Source organism: Virgibacillus sp. MSJ-26 (assembly GCF_018918075.1).
Lineage (GTDB): Bacteria > Bacillota > Bacilli > Bacillales > Amphibacillaceae > MSJ-26.
In genome coordinates this window covers 12,706-36,936 of sequence record NZ_JAHLPW010000021.1, presented here as the reverse complement: position 1 = coordinate 36,936, position 24,231 = coordinate 12,706, and the positions used below count along the sequence as shown (strand labels likewise).

General features: G+C 38.6%; 20 protein-coding genes. 5 read left to right on the top strand and 15 right to left on the bottom strand.

The window, feature by feature from the left end; translation table 11 throughout:
* Nucleotides 1-29 precede the first annotated feature (29 nt).
* Nucleotides 30-1,703, top strand: coding sequence for a peptide ABC transporter substrate-binding protein (locus KQI49_RS15985; RefSeq protein ID WP_216490565.1), 1,674 nt, complete (start codon nt 30-32; stop codon nt 1,701-1,703).
* Nucleotides 1,704-2,001: 298 nt separating this feature from the next.
* Here KQI49_RS15985 and KQI49_RS15980 read toward each other — a convergent pair whose 3' ends face one another.
* The 5 genes from KQI49_RS15980 to KQI49_RS15960 form a co-directional block, all read right to left on the bottom strand.
* A complete protein-coding gene (locus tag KQI49_RS15980; protein ID WP_216490563.1) occupies nt 2,002-2,583 on the bottom strand; it encodes a PAS domain-containing protein in 582 nt (193 codons plus the stop codon).
* A gap of 590 nt (nt 2,584-3,173) precedes the next feature.
* Nucleotides 3,174-3,842, bottom strand: coding sequence for an N-acetylmannosamine-6-phosphate 2-epimerase (locus KQI49_RS15975; RefSeq protein WP_216490561.1), 669 nt, complete (start codon nt 3,840-3,842; stop codon nt 3,174-3,176).
* Between the two features lie 47 nt (nt 3,843-3,889).
* A complete protein-coding gene (locus KQI49_RS15970) occupies nt 3,890-4,753 on the bottom strand; it encodes an ROK family protein (protein ID WP_216490559.1) in 864 nt (287 codons plus the stop codon).
* A gap of 14 nt (nt 4,754-4,767) precedes the next feature.
* Nucleotides 4,768-5,439, bottom strand: a complete 672-nt coding sequence (locus KQI49_RS15965) for a FadR/GntR family transcriptional regulator (RefSeq protein WP_216490558.1) — start codon at nt 5,437-5,439, stop codon at nt 4,768-4,770.
* The gene (locus tag KQI49_RS15960; protein ID WP_216490557.1) at nt 5,436-6,131 is read right to left on the bottom strand and encodes a FadR/GntR family transcriptional regulator; all 696 of its coding nucleotides are present in this window, start codon (nt 6,129-6,131) and stop codon (nt 5,436-5,438) included. The genes KQI49_RS15965 and KQI49_RS15960 overlap by 4 nt, the downstream gene beginning before the upstream one ends.
* Before the next feature lie 232 nt (nt 6,132-6,363).
* Here KQI49_RS15960 and KQI49_RS15955 point away from each other — a divergent pair, with 232 nt between their 5' ends.
* The 3 genes from KQI49_RS15955 to KQI49_RS15945 all read left to right on the top strand — a co-directional run bounded on the left by KQI49_RS15955 (nt 6,364) and on the right by KQI49_RS15945 (nt 10,001).
* Nucleotides 6,364-7,233: an N-acetylneuraminate lyase gene (locus KQI49_RS15955; protein WP_216490555.1), complete on the top strand. Its 870-nt coding sequence runs from the start codon at nt 6,364-6,366 to the stop codon at nt 7,231-7,233.
* 374 nt (nt 7,234-7,607) lie between these two features.
* The gene (locus KQI49_RS15950) at nt 7,608-9,116 is read left to right on the top strand and encodes a sodium:solute symporter family protein (RefSeq protein ID WP_216490553.1); all 1,509 of its coding nucleotides are present in this window, start codon (nt 7,608-7,610) and stop codon (nt 9,114-9,116) included.
* 318 nt (nt 9,117-9,434) lie between these two features.
* Nucleotides 9,435-10,001 (top strand): Uma2 family endonuclease, encoded by a 567-nt coding sequence (locus KQI49_RS15945; protein ID WP_216490552.1) that lies wholly within the window; start codon nt 9,435-9,437, stop codon nt 9,999-10,001.
* 126 nt (nt 10,002-10,127) lie between these two features.
* On the opposite strand, the gene KQI49_RS15940 is transcribed toward KQI49_RS15945, so the two are convergent.
* The gene (locus tag KQI49_RS15940) at nt 10,128-11,537 is read right to left on the bottom strand and encodes a DHA2 family efflux MFS transporter permease subunit (protein ID WP_216490551.1); all 1,410 of its coding nucleotides are present in this window, start codon (nt 11,535-11,537) and stop codon (nt 10,128-10,130) included.
* A 661-nt stretch (nt 11,538-12,198) separates the two neighbouring features.
* Here KQI49_RS15940 and KQI49_RS15935 point away from each other — a divergent pair.
* Complete coding sequence (locus KQI49_RS15935; RefSeq protein ID WP_216490550.1) at nt 12,199-12,960, top strand: SDR family oxidoreductase; 762 nt, start codon at nt 12,199-12,201, stop codon at nt 12,958-12,960.
* Nucleotides 12,961-13,084: 124 nt separating this feature from the next.
* On the opposite strand, the gene KQI49_RS15930 is transcribed toward KQI49_RS15935, so the two are convergent.
* From KQI49_RS15930 to KQI49_RS15890, 9 genes are all read right to left on the bottom strand, one after another.
* Nucleotides 13,085-13,414, bottom strand: a complete 330-nt coding sequence (locus tag KQI49_RS15930) for a nucleotidyltransferase family protein (protein ID WP_253286879.1) — start codon at nt 13,412-13,414, stop codon at nt 13,085-13,087.
* A complete protein-coding gene (locus KQI49_RS15925) occupies nt 13,414-13,815 on the bottom strand; it encodes a nucleotidyltransferase substrate binding protein (protein ID WP_216490548.1) in 402 nt (133 codons plus the stop codon). The genes KQI49_RS15930 and KQI49_RS15925 overlap by 1 nt, the downstream gene beginning before the upstream one ends.
* Nucleotides 13,816-14,102: 287 nt before the next feature.
* Complete coding sequence (locus KQI49_RS15920) at nt 14,103-14,945, bottom strand: malate synthase (RefSeq protein ID WP_216490547.1); 843 nt, start codon at nt 14,943-14,945, stop codon at nt 14,103-14,105.
* 362 nt (nt 14,946-15,307) lie between these two features.
* The gene (locus KQI49_RS15915; RefSeq protein ID WP_216490546.1) at nt 15,308-17,617 is read right to left on the bottom strand and encodes a transglycosylase domain-containing protein; all 2,310 of its coding nucleotides are present in this window, start codon (nt 17,615-17,617) and stop codon (nt 15,308-15,310) included.
* A 256-nt stretch (nt 17,618-17,873) separates the two neighbouring features.
* Complete coding sequence (locus tag KQI49_RS15910; RefSeq protein WP_216490545.1) at nt 17,874-18,839, bottom strand: ROK family glucokinase; 966 nt, start codon at nt 18,837-18,839, stop codon at nt 17,874-17,876.
* Between the two features lie 325 nt (nt 18,840-19,164).
* On the bottom strand, nt 19,165-20,838 hold the full coding sequence (locus KQI49_RS15905; RefSeq protein WP_216490544.1) for a glycoside hydrolase family 13 protein: 1,674 nt from the start codon (nt 20,836-20,838) through the stop codon (nt 19,165-19,167).
* 146 nt (nt 20,839-20,984) lie between these two features.
* Nucleotides 20,985-22,019, bottom strand: coding sequence for a LacI family DNA-binding transcriptional regulator (locus KQI49_RS15900; RefSeq protein ID WP_216490542.1), 1,035 nt, complete (start codon nt 22,017-22,019; stop codon nt 20,985-20,987).
* Nucleotides 22,020-22,082: 63 nt separating this feature from the next.
* Nucleotides 22,083-22,925 (bottom strand): sugar ABC transporter permease, encoded by an 843-nt coding sequence (locus tag KQI49_RS15895; protein WP_216490540.1) that lies wholly within the window; start codon nt 22,923-22,925, stop codon nt 22,083-22,085.
* A gap of 1 nt (nt 22,926) precedes the next feature.
* Nucleotides 22,927-24,207, bottom strand: a complete 1,281-nt coding sequence (locus tag KQI49_RS15890; protein WP_216490538.1) for a carbohydrate ABC transporter permease — start codon at nt 24,205-24,207, stop codon at nt 22,927-22,929.
* Between the last annotated feature and the right edge of the window lie 24 nt (nt 24,208-24,231).

The window sequence follows — 24,231 nt, the reverse complement described above, 5'->3', positions numbered from 1 at the left end:
TTAGTAAAATTTTATTCAAGGAGGCAACTATGAAAAAAGTAATCAGATCATTCGTTCAAATCATAGTAAGCATTGGGGTAGTTGTAGCTCTTTCTGCATGTTCTGGAAGCGAAGATGACCAAGTAGTCTCAAATGAAGGCGATGACAAAAATGACACTGGGAATCAAGTTCTAAATTTATCCAATAAGAGTCAGATACCTACGATGGACTCCGCTATGGCAACAGATGAAGCTTCATTCCGATTTCTTGGTATAACTATGGAAGGGTTATATCGGCTCGGTGAAGATGCTCAAATAGAGGAAGGCATCGCCAGCGATCACGAACAAAGTGACGATGGACTTGAATGGACATTTAACCTACGCGAGGATGCTGTATGGTCGAACGGTGATCCGGTCACAGCCCACGATTTTGTTTATGCTTGGAAGCGAGTGGTAGATCCCGAAACTGGTTCTGAGTTCGGTCCATACATGATGAATGATGTCATAAAAAATGCTGAGGAAATCAACAAGGGAGAAAAAGATGTCGATGAACTGGGTGTAACCGCAATCGATGACTATACTCTTCTTGTCGAACTAGACAGACCTGTTCCTTATTTTGAATCATTGATGGCATTTGGTACGTTCCTACCATTAAATAAAGATTTCGTTGAAGAACAAGGAGATGACTACGCCCAGACATCTGACAATCTTCTGTACAACGGTCCTTTCAAGTTAGAAGATTGGGAAAGTACAAGTGATTCTTGGAACGTCGTCAAAAATATGGACTTCTGGGATGCCGATACAGTAGAGTTGGAAAAAATGACTTATGAGGTCGTCAAAGACACCCAAACAGCTGTGGATCTTTTCGAATCAGGTACAATCGACCGAGTTGAACTTAGCTCTGACCTTGTCGATCATTATGCTTCAAGTGAAGAATATGCTACAAGATCCAAACCTGTTATATACTATCTAAGAATGAATCAAACTCGTAATGAAGCGCTGGCCAATGTGAATATCCGAAGAGCAATCAGTCGAGCGTTTGATAAACAGGCCTTGACAGATGAATTATTAAACAATGGTTCGGTTCCACTGAATGGATTTATCCCTGAAAACTTTGCACCATTGCCGGAAAGTGATAAGGGCATTAGGGAAATCAACGGTGAACTTGTTGAATACAACATTGAGGAAGCACAATCTTACTGGGAAAAAGGATTAAAAGAGCTCGGGAAAGATTCAATTGAAATAGAGTTCCTTGGCGGTGATAATGATACTTCAAAGACGCTAAATGAATATCTAGTCAATCAGCTAGAATCAAACCTAGAGGGACTCGATATTACACTGAAAGAAGTACCTGGCGAGCAAGCAATCGATCTCACAAATAGTATGGATTATGACATCCAACATTCAGCAGCGGGACCGAGTACATTAGACCCTAGCTCTTTTATGGATATGCTCATTACAGACAGTGCGACAAATCAAATGGGATACTCAAACGAAGAATATGACAAACTCTTTGAAGAAGCACAAAGTGAGCTTGCCGTGCCAGGAAAAGAAGTCGAACGCTATGAAAATTTTGCAGAAGCTGAAAAGATTGCATTCGATGATGCAGTCATTGCTCCTGTCTACCAAGAATCCGTTGCCATGCTCGTCAATCCTAAAATTGTAGGCGTGATAACCAATCCAATTGGCCCAACATACGAATACAAATGGGCAAAAGTTAACTAAAGGATATATCAAATAGGCATTTCCATTACTGGCCACGTTTCTTAAGCTTAGTTTACCTGGTCTTTTCTTCTTGCTCTGTTCTTTTACAACTTAATTTAAATCAGTACTACGGGAAGGCCTCTCTCTAAATGTATTTGCCCTGCTAAGCATACATTTATGTATAGAGTGCCTTCTCTTTTTCATCTAGGAAAATAGACTGAAATATCTCCTGAGTAAAATTTTACACATATTAAGATTTTAAAAGTATTTACGTAACAATAAATGAGAAGCAAGACCGTAAAATTAAATTACAATAACTTTACTTTCCTTCTTCCTGATTACCAAGACCCACTTTCATTTCAGTTGGCAACTCAAAAAAAGGTTGAATATCTTGAACATATTCCATGATCCCCAGATATTCGCCGTTTTCATCAAAAATAGCTTTGAAAGACACATAAACGTATTGATCTTTTTTCTTAAACCACATGCTTTCAATATGGCGCTTTCCAGATTTTAAATCACGAACTAATGGCATCACTTTTCCGTGACTTTTAGAGGGATGACTCCTCCCCACATCGTCTCCAATCATGTCCGATGTCCGGACAAACATCATCTCGGAAGGTTCCAATTCTTCATTAAAATATTTAAAAATATCATTTTTATCGATAAACGATATTTCCAGTGGAAGATTATTGAGAAGATGATTCGCCTCATGTGCTGTCAAGTATCCTTCTCCAAAACGCAATTGTTTTGTATACATCTGGTCTTTAATATCAGTGGGTGGCTCGGATAAGAATGCGATTTTATTCGACAAACGTTTTATTTCATTGGTAAGTCGTTCATTTTCTGTAATTAACGCTTCAACTTCAGTGGGTTTGATCTTTTGTTCTTTTATACTCATTTCAGCACTCCTCCTGATTCGCTTTCACGAAAACCACGTAATATAAAGATAAACGGATCATATCAGTATTTTTTAAATAGTCAGTTCTCGTGATAGCCATTTTATCTTTTTGATTATTTGTTCTTTTAACCATTAAAATTTGATCATAACGGAAAAAGTTTGTGATTATATTCACATTATAATCATTTATATGCTTATTATCAAATAATTAAGTACTATAAAAGCAAGGTAACTATACTTTTGATTTTTATAATTGATTTTCCTACTGCGAACTTTTTAAAAAGTATTGCATTATATTTTAAAATGAACGAACCGTGTCTGCTTTGACACTTTTGACTACACCATCTCGCTCAACCCTTAAAAAATGTTCAACATCATTTGATTAAATATTCTGTTAAATCTCCTATGCGTCTTCAGCCTGTTCTATGCGCCGTTATATCTTCCTATGCGGTGCCATACTGCTCTATGCGCCTTTACCTCGTTCTATGCGTTACTATTAGCGGCACCAAAACTAACAACATTAAACCACTCCATAAAAAAAGCCGGAGAAACTTGAATTTCTCTGGCTTTAATAAAAACTGTTTTTGCGGTTATTTGATTTGACTAGCGAAACGTTCAGTAATTTGTTTTGGTCTAGTAATGGCACCACCTACTACGACTGCATGTACGCCTAATTCAAAAGCGCGAGCAAGCATGTCTGGAGTTTGGATATTTCCCTCCGCAATGACTGGAGCATTGACCGTTTTCACCACGTCTTTTAGAAATTGAAAGTCATTTTCAAATAACTTTTCCCCTTTTGTATCTTCAGTATAGCCGTGTAGTGTTGTTCCGATATAATCAAATCCTAATTCCTCTGCTTTTACTGCTTCTTGGATTGTTGCAATATCTGCCATCAACTCAACATTTGGTGCTTGTTCGCGCACATAGTTGACGAGTTCGCTGAGGGGCTTTTCTGGACGTGCGCTTGCTGTTGCGTCCATCGCAATGACCTCACAGCCACTTTCGATTAATTCGTCAATTTCTTTTGTCGTGGCAGTAATATACACCCTTGAGTTGGAATAATCTCGTTTAACAATGCCAATGATGGGTAGATCGACTTCCTGTTTTATCGCGAGAATATCATCTTTTGAGTTGGCACGAATTCCTTTAGCCCCGCCTTGTTTAGCGGCTAGCGCCATTTTCCCCATAATAAAGGAAGAATGTAGTGGTTCATCCTCTAATGCCTGGCAAGATACAATTAAATCGTTTGGTAATAACATACAACCACTCCTCGTTCTATCATTGATTGACGTTCTTAAGTCTAGTCTTATTTCTTAAAAAAAGGATAAACTGCTCCGTATAACGCAGCATGATTATATAATTCAGCAACCTTAATCTCCGTTTTTATAAATGAGTCAGGTAAAAATTCTTCCACATGTTTACGGATAATTTCTATTAAAAAGTCTCCTTGTTGAGACACGCCCCCGCCGATAATGATTTTTTCAGGGTCTTGAAGTAAAATAATTTGCGCTAGTCCAGCTGCAACCTCTCGTCCCCAGGTATGAATAATATCTAAGCACGTTTCGTCACCTGCTTTTGCCTGGTGGAACACCTCTTGTGTTGACCACTCTCTCCCCAGCTGTTCCAAAATCTTTTTATTCAAAGCAGAAGTCGAGGCACGTTGTTCGTAAGTTGTGCCTGTCGCTGAATCATATAATAGATAACCGACCGAATTTGCCTGCAGATGGGAACCGCTGACTAATCCGTTATGATAGTAAGCACCGCCAATCCCAGTTCCAAGGGTGATACAGAAAAAGTTTTCACTGTCTCTACCTGCCCCTTTCCAGCGTTCTCCTAATAAAGCGGAATTGACATCATTTTCCACATGAATCGGTAAGTTGGTATCAGCCAACATGTTCTTAAAATTAGTACCTTTGTAATCCTGAATGGTTGGTCCAGCGTAAATGATTTCGCCTCTTTCATGATCAACGATACCAGCCGTGCTGATCCCCACGCCATCCACTGCAAATTGATCTTTAAATTTCATGATAATCAATTTTACTTCAGAAACAATCGCATTGTTTTGATTGACCGGCGTACGAACTTTTCCGTGATGACTTAAATTTACCTTGTCATCCAGTAAAGCATATTTAATATATGTGCCGCCAATATCAATAGATAAATAAGTCATGAGCATCTACCTTCCTACGCTTTAGCTTGCTTGATATGACGCGCTAATACTGCTTTCGCTTCGCTTGCATCTTGTTTTTCCAAAGCTTCCACGATTTGCATATGTTCATTCGTCAGTGCTTTATATTCATCCAATGTCAGTTCAATATGTTCAATTTGAAAGAAATAACTGGTGATAACGTTTGTTAATTGACTGAATAACTGATTATTCGTTGCCTGTAACAATTCTTTATGAAAAGCAATATCCGCATTGCGAAATTCAGTCAGCGTCTTTGCGAGTAAGTTTTCTTCAACAATTTGTCTTAATTTTTCAATAGCAGGCTGGTTGTTTTCCGAGACGATATCATCAATCGCGCTCGATTCAAAAATTAACCTGAGACCTAATATTTCCCGAATGTCTCCTTTATTAACTTGCCAAAGGAAAAAGAAATTATCTAACAATTTATCGATATTTGATTCATTTAAAAAGGCACCCTGCCCTTGGCGAACGCGAATAACGCCAGTGTTTTCCAAATAACTCATCGCTTCACGAATGACGGACCTACTAACTCCGAACATCTCAGCTAATTTTCGTTCCGTCGGTATTTTATCGCCAGCCTTCAATGCTTCATCAACAATATACTGTTTAACTGCCTGTATGACTTGTTGCTTTAAGGACATTCTTTCAGTTGCTTGAATCGGTTTCATGATTGGCATCCCTCTAACTGATTAATGTAAGCATTGATTGGCTGCATATGTCTTATCATCACATCTTGAGCCTTTGTCAAATCGCGTTCTTGAAGTCTGTCAATCAACTCATCATGTTCCTTAACAGACTTCAACATGGCATCTTTATTTTGAATTAAATTAATTTTGGTCATAGAAAAATAATCATTAATAATTTCACTAAAATTATAGTATGTTTCGTTTTCAGTCGCTCTCATCAGTTGCTGATGAAAATTCCGATCCGTTTCACGGGTATCTTGATCATTCACAATTGCTTCGTGATAAGCTTGATTAATTTCGCGCAATAACTCCAAATCAACAGAAGTATTTTTCTCAATAATTAACCGAATGGCTCCCAGTTCAATAATCTGACGGATTTCGATGAGTTCTTTTATTTTGACGCCGTGCGTATCATAATGATGTTGTAAAATTTGTTTAATTGCATCGAAGTTTTGATTATTAATATAGATGCCACCGCCACGCTTAATCGTCAACAGGCCGATTGATTGTAGTGAAATCAACGCTTCTCGAATGACCGTCCGACTCACCTGCAAATTCTCGGTCAGTTCTTTTTCAGAAAGATACCTGTCACCAGGTTTGTATTCATTTTCAACGATATGTTGTTTAATCCGGGCAATGGCAATATCAACTAACGATTCTTTTTGCATAAGCATTAAAAACACCTCTTTACCGTTATTAAGCTATTTATATTCTACCATAGTCAGCCACGCCAGAAGATAGGAATTCAATATAACATTCACCTATAAGTCTTTTATTTGAAACCTCTTACAAAAATCAGTTGACAATTAAAGAAAACGGTTTTATGATTAAGGTGCAAATGAAAATTGGTCTGACCATATTATAACTTTTTAAAATACAGGAAGCAACATCAAGGAGGAAACTTTAATGAAAGGCTTATATTCAGCATTACTCGTTCCATATGACGAAAATGGCCAAATAAAAGAACAAGGTTTACGTGAAATTGTCAATCAAAATATTGAAAAACAACAGGTGGATGGTTTATATGTCAATGGAAGCTCCGGCGAAAACTTCATGCTATCAACTGAACAAAAGAAAACCATCTTTCGTATCGTTCAAGAAGAAAATAATGGCAGAGTTAAATTAATCGCTCAAGTTGGATCAGTGAATCTTGATGAGGCTGTTGAACTTGGTAACTACGCAACAGAACTTGGTTACGATAGTTTATCAGCGGTCACACCGTTCTACTATCAATTCAGTTTCCCAGAAATCAAGTCTTACTATGAAACGATTATTGAAGAAACAAATAATAATATGATTATTTATGCGATTCCTGCCTTAACAGGTGTCACCATCGATATGTCTCAATTCGATGAACTTTTCCAAAATGAAAAAATCATCGGCGTCAAGTATACTGATGGCAATTTCTTCACGCTTGAAAGACTAAGAAAACGTTTCCCAGATAAGTTGATTTTCTCAGGATTTGACGAAATGCTTATTTATGGACTTATTTCAGGTGTTGACGGTGCCATCGGTAGTACGTTTAACGTCAACGGTAAACGTGCCAAAGAAATTATGTCACTTGTTGAACAAGGTAAAGTGACAGAAGCATACGAAGTTCAGCACACAACTAATGATTTAATTGAGCAAATTCTTAATCTAGGACTCTACCAAACCTTAAAAGAGATCTTGAATCAAAAAGGTATTGATGCTGGTACATGTAAAAAGCCGATGAGTGGTTTTGATCCAGACAAAATTGGCGAAGTTAAAAAACTTGTAGAAGATTTTAATTTGTAAGTAGAATAATTCAAAGTATTTTTAAGCCCAAAGGAGCCGGGACAAAACAAAGTATTAGTTATTAAATGTCAAATTATCTCAAGTAAGCGCTATTCGCTTCGGAAAAATACTTCGCTTTCCGTGGGCGGCTGATGAGCCTCCGAATGCTACGCATTTCGGGGTCTCATCTAGGCCTCAACTCCCACTGGAGTCTACGTATTTTCCTCCGCTGACTTGAATAGGTGGTTAGAAATATACTTTGAAACGTTCATTTTTACACTAATTTAAGTACTAATGTTCAAGTCCTTTGAGTGACTATTTCCAAGTAACCATTTTCCGGTTACATAATGTAAACGTTTTAAAACTATAAGTCTAGTTAAAAGGAGTGGTTGATTATGGAAAAAGTAGGATTCGGTACGATAAACTGGATTGTTTTATCTGTTTATCTAGTCGCGATGCTTGCGGTTGGTGTTTACTTCACGAAACGTTCAGGTAAAAACACCGATGCGTTTTTTACGGCTAGTGGTAAAATCCCAGCTTGGGCAGCAGGATTCAGCATTTACGCAACAACACTTAGTGCGATCACGTTTATGTCCACGCCAGAGCAAGCCTTTCTGACTGATTGGTCATATGCTGCTGGTAACTTGGCTATTTTTGCAATTATCCCAATCTTGATTTACTTCTACATTCCGTTTTTCAGAAAATTGAATGTAACAACTGCTTACGAATATTTAGAAGAACGATTTGGCGTCTCAATGCGTTCGATCAGTAGTTTATTGTTTGTCCTATTTCATATTGGTCGCATAGCCATTGTTATTTATTTACCAACACTCGCGATTACATCGGTTTCTAATATCAACCCGATTGTCATCACCGCGGCGGTTGGAATCTTATGTATCATTTATACTTTTCTTGGAGGTATAGAAGGGGTTATTTGGAGTGACGTCATCCAAGGTATTCTTTTACTTGGCGGGGCGCTTCTCATTGTGTTGATGGGTATTAACTTGATTGACGGAGGTTTTGCATCCATTGTGAAAGATGCGTCCAGTCAAGGAAAACTTCTCACTGCTGATAACTTTAAATTTGGTACCGCTTCAGCAGCCATACCAATCATTTTCCTTGGATCTATCTTTAATAACCTACACCAATATACAGCGAGTCAAGATGTTGTTCAGCGTTATCAAACAACAACATCCATTAAGGAAACAAATAAATCACTATGGACGAACGGGGTCTTAGCTTTAATCACTATCCCGATTTTCTATGGTATGGGAACCATTCTATATATGTATTACTCTAGCGCAGGTACGCTTCCAGAAGGATTTAATACATCAGCTGTCGTTCCATACTTCATTGTAACAAGCTTACCTGTTGGGGTGGCTGGTCTGTTGATCGCTGCTATATTCGCAGCTTGTCAATCAACAATTTCTTCTAGTCTAAACAGTATTTCAGCTTGTATTGTCGTTGACTTTAAACAGCGTTTCTTTGGAAAAAATCACGGAAAAGGCGACGTTCTTCTAGCAAGAATCACAATTATCATTGCGGGCTTACTCGGCGTAGCCGCTGCCTTGTACCTCGTCGCAACAAACCGTGCTGAAACTTGGAATCTATTCTTAGATATTACTGGTTTATTCGGTGTACCAATTGCAGGTATTTTCGCATTAGGTATTTTTACAAAACGTGCCAATACACCAGGAGTATTAACAGGGTTGGTTCTTGCAGCAATCACAGCTTACTTCGTGCAAACAACCGATTTAACGCCATTTGCTGTCAGTACAGTATCATTCTTTAGTTCCTTTATCTTTGGATATATTGCTAGCTTGTTCTTCACTAACAGTAATAAGAACATCACTGGTTTAACAATTTATACTAAAAATGAAGAGTATGTAAAACCGGCAAAATAAACTTAAAAAAACGCACACACCTGTTTAGTGAGGTAGTGTGCGTTTTTTTCTTACCTCTCTCACTGAAATTATTTGAGAAAAAATTAGTGGTACCCGCTATGAAAATTCTATAACCTTTCATGTGGGGTTATAGCCCTTTAAATTTTTCTATAGCCTTTCATGCAAGTCTATAGCCCGTTAATTTTTCTATAGCTTCTTCATACGAGTTTATAGCCCTTTATATATCTCTATAGCCCTTCATCCCAAATACGAAAACCAAGCGAAACTTTTCAAATAACAGATAATACTATACAATTAAATAAAAGGGATGTGAACAAAATGAGCCTGCCAAGCGAAGAACTTGTAACGTTACAGGAATTTTACCAAATGCGCGAAGAGACAGATCAACTCCTTGAATATATTGATGGCATCGTTTTTATGTCACCTTCGCCTTCCACAATGCATCAGCGCATATCTATGCGGTTATCTGCAAAGTTATTTAACCTCCTAGAAAACGCAGATTGTGAAGTCTTCTCAGCACCGTTTGATGTGAAACTTAGTAATGAAGAAATCCCTGGAGAAAAAGTAGTTATCCCTGATTTGTCAGTTATCTGTGACAAAAGTCGCCTTGATGCGCAACAGTATAATGGGGTGCCGACTTTAATCATTGAAATTATCAGTCCATCCAATCAAGCACATGATCTCATTACGAAACTGAACTTGTATATGCAATACGGGGTAAAAGAATACTGGATTGTGAACCCGCTATTAAACACAATTATGATATATGCTTTAAATGAAAAAGCAGAATATGAACAGAGCGACAATGTCAGGGAAAAGGGTATCGTAACATCAAAGGTTTTATCTAATTTTAAAGTGGATGCAGCCCAACTTTTTCAGGAATGAGACCCCTCCCAAAGAACATATTCACACCAAAATAAACACTAAAAAGGTATAGCCATTCTGCTTAAAAGCACAGAATGGCTATACTTTTCCTTTCTTATTTCCGGGGAATTCTTAGCTTCATATTCATTAACCCTCACTTCGCTCCCCTTTATCCCGTCTAACAAACAGTGCAGACACTAATCCAACAGCGGCAAAAATAAATGCAACAAAGAAAGCTGTTTTGACACCTGCAAGATAATCAACCGGATTCAAACCGGCAGAACCTGATGTCGCTTCCGCTTTCGTGATAAACGAAATAATAAAAGTAAGCCCTAGCGATCCGCCAAATTGACGCGCCGTGTTGATTACAGACGTCCCGTGCGGAATCAATTCATCTGGCAAGGCATTGATACCCGTTGTCATAATCGGCATATTGATTAATGCCACACCACCCATCGCAATCATAAACAAGACCATCGTCACCAAAAATGGTGTGTCGAGATCTAATATAAAGTGGAAACCTAGCGTACTGAAAATCAACATAATAAACCCGATGATTGCAATATTACGTCCACCATGATTATCAAACAACCGTCCTGCAAACAACGACATAACAGCAAGCGTCAATGCTCCGGGCATCACAATTAATCCACCAAAATACGCGGAATATTGCTGTGCATTTTGCACATACATCGGTAAAATCGTCTCCGTTGCGATCAATAAACTAAATCCAATAATGGTAATAAACGTGACTAATGAGAAAATCGGTAAAGCTAACACACGAACTTCCAATATCGGTTTTGTAAGTCGTAACTGACGGAAAACAAAAAATGAAATGGCAAGTGCACCAATGATTAAACTAGTCAGAGTAACAACGTCGCTTAGTCCCGACTCCTCCATCATATTAAATCCATACAGCATTCCACCAAAACCAACCGTAGATAAAATAATCGATAAAATATCTATTTCCGTTTCCCGCTGTTCGGTCACATTATGCATAAATAGGAAAATCATCAACAAAATAATTCCAGCAATCGGCAGTGTTAAGTAAAATAACGCACGCCATTCAAAATGGTTCACAATTAGCCCAGAAATAGGTGGACCAATCGCAGGCGCCACATTAATAACTAGTCCCGCAAGTCCCATCGCAAACCCTCTTTTTTCCCTCGGATAAAGTAAAAAAAGAACCGTCTGCATCAGGGGAATCATAATGCCAGACCCCATACCTTGAATAATACGTCCGATAATCAAAACAGGGAACGTCGGAGCAAACAGCCCGACAATGGTTCCAATAATATAAAGTATTAAAGCACTCATCATTAGCGTTCTCGTTTTAAACGTATCAATAAAATAAGCAGTAATCGGAATAAGAATAGCAATCGTCAACATAAAACTGGTCGTCAACCATTGCACTTGTGTCGAGTTAATCGAAAACTCTTCCATAATTTTCGGAAAAGCAGTCAACAATAAAAACTGTGTCAAAACTGACAAAAAAGAAGCCGATAAAGTGACTGCGACAATTAATCGTTTCTGGAGTGTTGATAAAGTTGATGTCATCTTTCTTGCCCTCCTCTGACTGAACCAATAAAGTAAAACTATAATCTTCTCCACCCTTCAACTTATACCATACAAACAGTAAAACAAGCAATAACATCCATTATATAGCAATTAGCGATCAAAACCCAAAAAGAAAAACCGCCTCCCCATTCAAAAAAACATTTAATATAGCTAAAATCAATCCAAAACATCCAGCATGTAATACACTCCACTTATAAGATAAGCAGAAGCTATATAAACGACACAGTCATCGCTTCGTGTAGCGGATTAAATAACAGGATAACACCAGCTAAAATGAAAATGATATTTAATATAATAGATATTAAAAGGAAGGCTCTGTTACTATGTACAGCTGGAGTAACCGTGAATAGACTGATAAGGGGACTTAATATAAACCAAAATAACAAACAAAATGCAATAGAACTCGCAAAGAGATTTAACTTTAATACAAATCCGAAGATAATGTTAAGGACACCAAGGGCTATCTCTCATCCCTACGAGATTCTGAGCAACCCTTTCTCATAACGACCGTATACAATTTCCAAGATTCCATAGATTAATCCTTGGTATCACCGTCATTGTTTCTTGTTTCTATTGATAACTGTTATAATATTAATAGGTACATTCTATAACTTTTCTAAATTAAAAGGAGGGAATAATTATGAAATTAAAAGACAAAGTTGCTGTAGTTACAGGCGCCGCTTCGGGTATGGGGAAAGCAATCGCAGAACTATATGCAAAAGAAGGTGCCAAAATCATAGTCGCAGATTTAAATCTTGATGGCGCAAATTCAGTAGTCGAAGGAATCACCAGTAATGGTGCCTCCGCTAAAGCCGTACAAGTTAATGTAGCAAAAAAAGAAGACATCGATAATATGATCGATACAGCAGTGAATGAATATGGAACAATAGATATTTTAGTAAATAATGCTGGCATTATGGACGGATTTGAACCTGTTGGGGAAATATCCGATGATAGATGGGATCAGATTTTCGACATCAATACAAAAAGTGTTATGAGGGCCATGCGTAAAGCAATACCCATTTTTCTAGAGAAAGAACAAGGTGTTATCATCAATACCGCCTCGACTGGCGGACTAAACGGCGCTCATGCTGGAGCAACTTACGGAGCATCTAAACATGCTGTGATTGGTTTAACTAAAAATACCGGCTTCATGTATGCTCAAAAAGGGATTCGCTGCAACGCCATCGCTCCAGGAGCTGTCGAAACAAATATCAGTTCTTCAATGACAAATATTAGTAAGTTCGGCGCTGAACGAACAAAGGTTGTACAAGGCGTCATTCCCGGCGTAGGACAACCTGAGGATATTGCAGACGTAGCATTATTCTTAGCTTCAGATGATTCACGTTTTGTAAACGGAACAGTCGTGACTGCTGACGGTGGTTGGACTGCAGCATTTTAATAAATTCTTTCAAGTCCCCCGTTAGCTTAAAGGGGGACTCCTCGATACTTTCCATGAACCCGTATGTTACCTAACAATTACCCGCTCAGTTATAACCCTCCCCGTAGATATGAAGACAAATAATCTAGTTAGTATTTGACTTCTTTCCATCAACTTCCCACACAGGAATCCCATATCTGTCTATATGTGTCTTTAATTGTTCATTCCTAACCCCTTCATAATGAAGGATATCAAAATAATAAGGCAAGGGATAAATTTCATTTAACAAGTTATTTAACTTCAATATCGTCTCATCACTCACAAAATCCCCCTTCAAAGCTAAATCAACATCAGAACCTTTCTTATAATTACCAAGAGCTCTACTTCCAAAAATTATCGCGCAATCAATATTGTTAAATTGACTAATCGCCTCTCTAATCAATTTCATATCTCGTTCTTGTAACCCACACATCATCATTTTTCCTCCAACAATTTATCATACAACACTTTTAGCATAGGCACGAAGTCTTCTCTTATCTCTTCAACAAACTTTTTAGCCAGTTCTTCATCATAAGTACGTGCAGTTAAGTTTCGCTTAGATAATGCATCTAACCACAGATGACCATCCTCAATCAACCCGATTTGAAAAGCCTGTTTTATTGATTCACGGGGACTCTTAACCACGAATCCTTCCGCCTCTAAATAACCTTTAAGTACTTTCCACGAGAGCTCAAAAGACATCTCAAAAAACTGAATCAAACCCGCCCGCTCCAACTCTGTTTCAATCTTGTCATTAGCATATTTATTTAAGAGATTAAACGATCGATCGAAATTCTCAAACCGTTGCCTCCACCTCACATCTTTTGAATATGCCATATCATCCACCCCTATCTCGCTTCAACGTTTCCTTTATTATATTCAAAAAAATAGATTATAAAAGAAAAAGTGATGGAAAACGGCATCCATCCATATCCACCTGAAGATTTAAACTATGGACTAACCCTATTTTTCTAACCTACCCCAAGAACCCAAGTCGCAACCTACAAAGCCCCGACTCAATCAATAGTGACGGCTAAACCCCGACTCCTTATAAGAAAAAAACAGTTCCTCACTTCATTCCAATCCATGAAGTAAAAGAACTGTTCCAACCGTTCAGCCTAATATTATTGTTTTAAAGCACCACTTTTCTCCGGGATGTCATCCACATCAAGAGCATTCAAATTACAGTAATATTCGAGGAAATTTTCAGCTTCTTTGATTTCTTCTTCATCCTCTTTCATCGCTATGATATCTTTTAAGATTTGAGCAATCCAAATATTTTCAAAGTAACGGAATTTACCGGAATTCCACGTCATTCGATCAGGATAACTCTTATTGATATAATAATTCCAGAAAAGCATATTTTCAGCTTCTTCATCCGTGAGCTCAATTCTATATTCTGCATGCGCTGGTACCAAACCGTGGGCACCAACATCACCACTAAATGTTTCAGTTAACATATATAATCCGAGGATTCGTCTTTCTTTTTCTTCTATATCCGACGCTCTCTCAGTTAGAAGACATGCACTGTTCGGGCGCAAGCGAGCTGGCCTATTAGGCTGTCCCTTATTTTTCCCACTTTGAACCGTACCAGTTGACACTTCCCAATCGGCAAATACATTTTCTTGTTCCTCCTCATCTAACCAAAAAACAATTGCGTTTTCATGGATATGAGGCCTTTTCGCCCGATTCCCAGCTTGACTCTGCCTTATTCTAGCGAGTGCCTGTTGTTCCCTTTCTTCTTCTCGCTCCCTTTCAACTTTCTCTTCTTCAATTTTAGAAATTACCTTTTTTAGAGATTTCGCTGTGTCCTCATCCTTTAGGGATATGAACTTTCCAAAAGCATCGGGGTAAACGAATTTTCTGTTACCATCTTCAAAATCAACAGTGATAATATTTTCATCCTGTTCTACGACATTTCCCGTACCAAACGTTTCATGTGTTATTTTTTCATTTAGTAAATTCATTAACCCACTCTCCTAATATATAATAAATTTCCAGGCTAACAAAAAATAATTACAATAAAAAACCGAACTCAAACTCTATCTAAGAGAAGTTTCGTCCGGTTATTCTTTATTCTCACAAAATTTCACTAAGTTAATAATACCATATAATCTTATTAAATGCAATTTTTCTGTTGACAGATATGATTAGTCCATCATATAATAGAAAGTTATTCGCAATCATCTAAACGTTATTATTAAATAGTTCATCGAATGTTATGCGGCCGCTTATGGATTTTACGATCGACGGGTGCATAACCCACCTCGCCCAGCATAAGAAAAAAAGGAAGGATTGCTCCTCCCTTTTGTTAGTTTATTTTCTTTATCTAGCCTTCGTTTTCACCATTGTCCTCTTCGCCTTGTCCGTCTCCGTCTCCATCTCCATTTCCGTTATCATCATCATTTTGGTCATCCTCTTGTTCATCCGAATCTTGGTTTTCATCCTCTGAATCAGATTGGTCCCCGTCTTGTTCCTCTTCGTGTTCCTCGTCATCCGCTTCTTCTTCCTCTTCCTGCTCTTCTTCCTCTTCTTCCTCATCCTCTTCGTTTTCATCTACTTCTTCTTCATCCTGCTCCTCGTCGTCTTCTTCCACTTGTTCTTGATCAGAATTATCAGTTGGGGGTTCCTCTGGTGTCGCTGGTTCTGCACCACGTACCTGTAGTTCCGAACCAACAGAAACAACCGAATCAGGCTGAGCAAAGTCTTTCACGTCTTGCGATGACACCTCAGACATTAATTCCCGGAAAAGTTGCTTAGCGATATCCTGCGTTCCATCATATTTAATGTACTGCACATCGCCATCTTTATTTTTCATCGACGGGTAACCCGTCCAGACAGTGAGTGAATACTCTGTGGTATAACCAGAAAACCAAGCATCACGCAATCCGTCAGCAATGCCGTACTTTTCCCGATCTTCTTGCGGTATATTCGTTGATCCCGTTTTCCCGGCAACAGGGATACCCGCTATATTAGCTTGTGTTCCAGTTCCACTCGTCATGACCGTCTTCAACATATCCGTAATCATGTAAGCCGTGTAATCCTCCATGGCTTTCTCCGATTTCGAATCAGGTTCCCACTCTTTTCCATCAGGAAAAACAACCTTTTTAACGGCGGATGGTTCATTATATGTCCCACCATTTCCGAATGCCGCGTAGGCCCCTGCCATTTGTAATGGAGACACACCATCAAAACCACCAATAGCAGCCGACTCATATATCGGATCAATATTGATGCCTAGTCCAGCAGCAAAAGCCTGTGCCTTCTCTTCTCCCACCGCTTGGAATGCCTTTAGCGCAGGAATGTTTCTCGACCATTCAAGACCTCTTCGAATCGAAACAGCTCCCCAATATTTACCATCCCACTCATTGATCGGTGTTCCGTCACTATACTCATACGGTTCATCCGTCAACACATGCGATGTCGACCATTTTAAATGCTCAATGGCTGGACCGTAATCGAGAATCGGTTTAATCGTTGATCCTGGATGGTGTTTAATATGTGATCCATAATTAGAATAACGAATCGCCTTAAAGTTTCGTCCTCCACCAATCGCTTTAATCGCACCCGTTTCCGTATCAACTAACGATAATCCAGCTTCAAAGTCATCATCTGGATAAGCAATATCTTCCGAATGAAGCAAATCGTATGTGGCTTGCTGTGCATCAGAATCAAGATGGGTATAAATTTTCAAGCCACCTTGGAAAAATTCTTCATCAGAAACAACCTTATCCTCATTTACTAATTGTTCATATACAGCATCAACGTAAGCATTATAAGGATTATCATTTTCCTGCTTTTTCTCTTCTTTTAAAACAATATCCTTGACGGCCTCGTCTTTAGCTTCAGCTAGCTGATTTTCATTAATGAATCCATTATCTACCATTGCCGCTAAAACCTTATCACGTCTTTCTTCTGCCCGCTCAGGATGCTTGAACGGATCTGTCGCACTTGGCGAATTAGGCAAACCAGCAAGAAGAGCAGCCTGCGAAATGCTTAGCTCTGAAAGATCTTCTTCACCAAAATAAGTTACCGACGCCGTTTTAATCCCGTAAGCGCCATGACCGTAATAAACGTTATTTAAATAAAACTCAAGAATTTCATCTTTTGAATATTTCTTTTCCAACTTCAAAGCAAGCCATGCTTCCTGTACCTTACGCTTCAATGTTTTCTCCGGTGACAGAACCGTTCGTTTTATCACCTGCTGGGTAAGCGTCGAACCGCCTTCAGCCCCCCAACCATTTTTAATGTTACTACGAGCCGCCCCCAATAAACGACGCCAATCAATCCCATTATGTTCAAAAAATCGTTTATCCTCAATTGAAATTATCGCGGCCTTCATCGCATCCGGCACCTCATCAATTGAAACATTAATCCGGTTTTCTTCTTGAAATAACGTATCAATCTGCTTTTCATCATCATCATAAATACGCGTAGATTGCGGCATCTGTAGATTACTTGCATTCAGTTCCGGAGTATCATGAAGCATAACAGCAACCGCAATTCCTCCACCACCAATAACAAGAGCAAAAGCTATACCCAAACTTAATAAAAGTATCTTCCACCAACTTTTCTTACCCCGATTGGATTTCTTCCTCTGATGTCTCTTTTCTATTCTAGATGTATAGTTATTGGACATGTCCACTTCACCCTTATCTACAAAACTATTAAAACCTCACCTTCTATTATATAACATTCTACCCTAATTAAGAACTCGGATAGCATTGAAGGCGATTACAAATAGAAATTAAGTTCGAAAGTCTTATTTTAAAGGGTAGGGACATAGGGACAGGTGCCTTGTCCCAATTTTCCCATTTTTAAACCTTCTCTCATTAAAAACAGCCACGCAGAGCTTTTCCATAAAGAAGGCTAGATTAGTTGAAATGATGTTAAATTTAATCCATATTGTTAAGACCTTTTTTCACTAAATAAGCTGCACCGATGATTCCAGCGTCATTACCTAGCTCTGCAAGTCTAAGCTCACAACACTCAATGATTCTTGGGAGTGCATATTTTTTGAATGATCTATTTATTTTAGATAGTAATCGTTCGCCCGCTTTAGACACGCCGCCACCGATAATAATCTGACTCGGATTAATAATAACAGCAGTATTCGCAATGGCAAGACCTAAAACATCCATCGTTTTGTCGATAATATTTTCACTTGCCATATCGCCATCTTCTGCCAAGTTAAAGACATCTTTTGCTTCTAATTTACCGTGCCGTTTGTAGTGATAGGCCAATGCACCATTAGGATTGTTTGAAACTTCATCCATGGATTGGCGCACAATACCAGTTGCTGAAGCTATGGTTTCCAAACAGCCAGTTCTACCGCAATTACAGCGGGAACCATTCAGATCGACCAATATATGACCAAGTTCAGCAGCAGTACCATTGACGCCATTCATAATCTCACCGTTGACAATAATACCACCACCGACACCCGTACCAAGCGTAATAAACATAGCATCCTCAGACTGCTCACCCCTGCCTTGCCAATTTTCAGCCAGTGCTGCTAGATTAGCATCATTTTCTATGAATACAGGTAAATCGGATAAATGATGAAAGGCATCTCTTAACTCAAAGTTTTTCCAACCTATATTTACAGCTTCCTCAACAATACCTGTTTTCCGGTTTACGAACCCAGGAGCACCAACACCAATCCCGATAATACGTTTTCCAATGTTCTGTTTCGATAGAGTCTCAGTAATAGAATTCCATACATCATCAACAATGCCGCGTCCTTGGTGATCTTTGTTAGTAGGAATTTCCCATTTATAAACGATTTCCCCATCATAATTTATTAAACCAACTTTCACACTAGTGCCGCCAATGTCTACTCCTATAATTAACTCATCCACTCGAAATGCACTCCCTTTTATCTCCCCCAGAACCTGGCTGTTGGGGGAGTTTTTTTATAGTTAAGGAAACTATAACATTAAAACTCCTGGGGATAACTTTATACTGAATTTGTTCACGTCCAGCTTCAGCTTTTGATCGTCCAGCTGGGGGCGCCCAGCAACTAGCAGGCAAGTTTTGGCATTAAAAAACTTGCGAGACTTCCTTCACCTCATGACACGATAAGTCAACATCGCCTCACTACGTTCGCCGTGTTTCCTTTATCTCCTACGGCTCAGTCCAGTCCGTACGTTGCTAGACGGGCGTCCCGCGCTTTGTTCGGCTTCTCTATCTATTAATTTGATAAACTCGTGCTTCATAAGGGCGAAAAGTTGTTTTTTCTAGCATTTCAACATCATTTTCTATCCGATAATTGCCCAAACAAAGCTCTGCCCGTTTTCCAGCAACAGACTGGGGATACTCAATATCGACCGCAACCTCAAATAAGTTTGTCAGCACAAGATATGTCTTATCATCCAGCGTCCGCTTGTATGCAAAAACTTGATCATGTTCTTCTAAAATTAGCTCATAACTGCCATAAATAAGAGCATCACTATTCTGGCGCAGATGAATTAATCTTTTATAGTAATTAAGGATTGAATCGGGATTCGCAAGTTCTTCTTCTACATTTATCTGTTTATAATTTGGATTCACTTTAAGCCACGGGGTTCCTGTCGTGAATCCAGCATTTTCTTCTGTGTTCCATTGCATCGGTGTACGCGAATTGTCCCGTCCATTTTTCCAAATAATTTTCATAACTTCTTGATGACTTTTCCCTGCTTCACGTTCTTCTTGATAAGTATTTTTAATTGCCACATCATTATAATCATCAATAGAATCAAACTGCACGTTTGTCATACCGATTTCTTGTCCTTGATAAATAAACGGGGTTCCTTGCATTAAAAAGTACATGGTCGCAAAGCTTTTCGCAGCTTCTTTTCTTAAATCCGTATCATTTGCCCACGTCGAAACTGAGCGGGGTTGATCATGATTTTCAAGAAAAAGAGCATTCCATCCAGTACCAGCAAGACCGTTCTGCCACTTGCTGAGCGTTCGCTTCAGGCCATGAATATCAAGCCCACCTGTCGCACTCTTGCCCCACAGATCTAAATGTTCGAATTGAAAAATCATATTAAAATGACCGTTTTCCTCACCAACCCATTCGTCGGCCTGTTCAACACTCACCCCGTTTGCTTCTCCAACGGTCATAATGTCATACTGGTCAAATGTTTCCTTTTTCAATTCTTCTAAAAATGTACTAATTCCAGGGCGATTCATGTGCCCCTCATATGACGGAACGTATTTTTTATTGCTAGGATTCGGCATATCAGGGAAACCAGGCAATTTTTTGATATGTGAAATCGCGTCGACTCGAAAACCGTCAATTCCTTTATCCAACCACCAATTCACCATTTTATATAAATCATTACGCACCTCAGGATTTTCCCAGTTAAGATCCGGCTGCTTACGTGAAAATACGTGCATATAATATTCACCCGTCTTCTCATCATACTCCCAGACAGATCCGCCAAAAATAGATTCCCAGTTATTTGGTGGTGTGCCTTTTTCGCCTTCATGCCAAATATAATAATCACGATATGGATTATCCTTTGAAGAACGAGACTCGATAAACCACCGATGCTCATCAGATGTATGATTAATAACTAAGTCCATGATTAATTTCATACCACGTTCATGAACTTTTTCTAGTAATTCATCGAAATCTTCCATCGTACCAAACTCTTTAGAAATCGCTTGATAGTCGCTTATATCATAGCCATTATCGTCGTTCGGCGACTGGTAGATTGGCGACATCCAGATGACGTCTATTCCCAAATCTTTTAAGTAATCTAGTTTTGAAATGACGCCTTGAACGTCACCAATTCCATCCCCATTTGAATCCATAAAACTGCGTGGATAAATTTGATAGGCCACCGCCTCTTTCCACCATTTCTTAGTCATGATGTCTCCTCCTAAAATATCAATAATATAACTACTGTATATAATTTTTGATGTTTGTATCGTACAAAAGGAAACTTCATCAGGTGGGACGCGCCCCTTACTGATGAAGCTTTTAATTACTTCTTTTCGCATGCCATTCTAATTGCTCAATTTGAAGCTTCCTCGGTTAACATCTTACACGATTCTCGTTTTTCAATGACGGTTGGAATGATAATGCTTTTCTTATAGGCAGAGGCTTCATTAATTTCTTCAATTAAACATTTAGCCGCCTCATGTCCTAACTGAAATACTTGAGTATCAACTGATGTCAACGTTGGACTTGATACTTGAGCAATTATCGAGTTATTAAAACTAATGATGCTGAGCTCTTTCGGTACGCTAATTTTTTCTCTTCGGCAAACTTGTAATACTTTTAAAGCAACCAAATCATCTGTAACAACAAGTGCTGTCGGCGGTTTTTTCAATCCCATAAAACTCAAGACAATTTGTTCGACCTCAGCTTTGGTTTTCGGGTTTTCCATATATGCCTCAATAAGCGGGAATTTGTTTTTCGTCAATGAAGCTTGATATCCTTCAAACCGAGTGATCGAAACATCATAATCCAAGTCCCCGCCAATATAACCAATCCGCTCGTGTCCTAGATTAACTAGATAATCTGTCGCATTTTCAGCAGCTTTCAAGTTATCGTTATCAACATAAATAACTTCTTCCTCTGCCTCTACCGGGCTTCCAACTAACACAAACGGAAGCTTGCTTTCCATTAAATAGGGAATAACTTTATCATTTCTTTTGGAATACGTCACAATGATACCGTCCACACGTCTTCCGCGGACCATTTTTACAACATCTTCAAAAATTTCTTCCTCCGACTCACCAGTCGTTAACATAATGCTGTAATCCTCTTTATTACAATAAGTACTTATCGCTCTTAACACTTCAGGGAAAAATGGGTCATGAAGTGAATCACTGCTTGATTTCTTCATAACCACTCCAATCGTACGTGTTTTTTGTTGGGCGAGTACCCGTGCATTATAATTTAGGTGATATCCCATCTCTTCCATCACACGTCTGACCTTTCGTTTTGTTTGCTCACTAATCCGTGGGCTGTCCGAAATAACGCGTGAAACGGTTGAGGGGGACACATTCGCTTTTTTTGCAACATCCTTAATCGTAACGGCCATGTAAGTTCCTCCTCATCACTATACCAATCAAATTAAATCTATTTTACCATTAAGTGGGATGGCTTACCCTTTTGTACCTCCAGCCGTTAAACCAGACACGAAATACTTCTGTAAGGACAAGAATAAAATCGCAATTGGTATAGCAATTAAAATACTTCCAGCCGCAAATAGTGTAAACTCACTCCCATATTGACGGGAAACAAGTTCATATAATCCTACAGCAAGTGTATATTGTTCAGGTTGTCGTAGTAGAACTTTTGCCAAAATAAAATCGGTAAACGGTGTAATGAAGGAAAACACTGCCACGACGGCAATCATTGGTTTTGCTAGCGGCATAATAATTTGCCAATATATCCTAAAGTGACCTGCACCGTCCATGCGTGCACTTTCATCTAACTCTTTCGGAATAGAATCCAAATACCCTTTCATTAGCCACGTATTCATCGGAATCGCACCACCGATATAGATAAGGATTAAACCGAAATGTGTATTGATTAAACCTGTCACGTTCGCTAACACGAAAATAGCAATCAGTGCTGCAAAGTTTGGAATCATTTGTAAGATTAAAAACGTGACAAGTCCATTCTTCCTACCAACAAAACGATAGCGAGAAAAAGAATAAGCCATTAAACTAATCGTTATAACCGAAGCAACCATAGAAATAATACATACTTTCAACGTATTCCAATACCATTTCAAATATAGACTTTCTTCTGGGTTAAATAATTCTTTATAATGATCCCAAGTCGGGTTTTTTGGAATGATATTGAAACTGGAAATACTTGTCCCTGGTGTTAATGATGCGCCAAAAACCCAAACAAGTGGATAAATGATAATAACTGCCATAATAGCGACAATGAAATAAGTGATGGTTAAACGAAAGATTTTATTTTGTTTTGTATTCATATCACATCATATCCTCTTCTTGGAATGACCTCGTTCTTCTAAATTGCCAAATGGCAATGATAATCACAACAGCAGACATAATCATCGTAATCGCAGCAGCCATACCGTATTGCTGAGTTGACATCGTTAAGTCATAAATCCATGAAATCAAAATATCAGTACCTCCAGCATTTTGCCCCTGTATTGTTGGTCCACCATTATTGAATAGATAAATCACATTAAAGTTATTAAAATTAAACGTGTATTGTGTAATCAATATTGGTGCAATAGAAAACATGACAAGCGGGAATGTGATTTGACGGAATTTCTGATATATACTTGCACCATCCACTGTCGCCGCTTCATACAATTCATCTGGAATGGATTGTAGCACTCCTGTAACCATGACAAAGATAAATGGAAATCCGAGCCATGTTTGAATCATAATTAAGGCTAATCTCGTCCACATTGCATCTGTCATCCATGAAATCGGACTAATACCAAGCGCACTTAAAATCGTTGTATTAATCGCACCGAACGATTCATTAAACATACCAGAGAAAATCAAAATCGTCACAAACGCTGGTACTGCCCATGGTAAAATAAGCAAAGTACGAATGATTGCCTTTCCTTTTAAATCCTTTTGGTTTACTAAAATAGCTAAAAACACCCCAAGGGCAATTTGCAGTGTTGTTGCGACTAGTGTCCAGATAATTGTCCATGCAAATACACTAAAGAACGTTCGACGCCACACATCCATTGTAAATAGTTTCTTAAAGTTGGCTAACCCAACCCAATCCGTTAAACTAGCAGGCCAATTATGATATAAATCGTAATTTGTAAAGGCTAGTAATAACACAAATATGATTGGCAAAATCACGACAAATAATAATAAGAAAAAGCCAGGACTCAACATTAAATAAGGAAATCCACTATCGATTAAATTTCGATATTGACCTCGAATCGTGTTCAGTGGTTGGCCACTATCTCGCTTCTCACCATTTTTATATGCATCACGAAGATTAATAATCATAATGATTACCGCGATTGCCAATAAAAAGATAGAAATAATTCCATAAACCATAAGGAAAATCGAATTATCCCTTGGTAGTTTTTCACCAAGCGTGAAAATTCCCCATAGCCCAAGGTCAATAAAATCTGCAAAGGCAATTCCAAAGGATGCAGCTAATACTAAAAATATAGCTCCCTTGAAGAATTGTCGATTATAAAATTGGCCTAACCCCGGTATGATGGAGAGTAACGTTGCAATTTTTCGATGATTTGATTGATATTCATTATCCACTGCAAGAGACTCCTCTCTCTTATA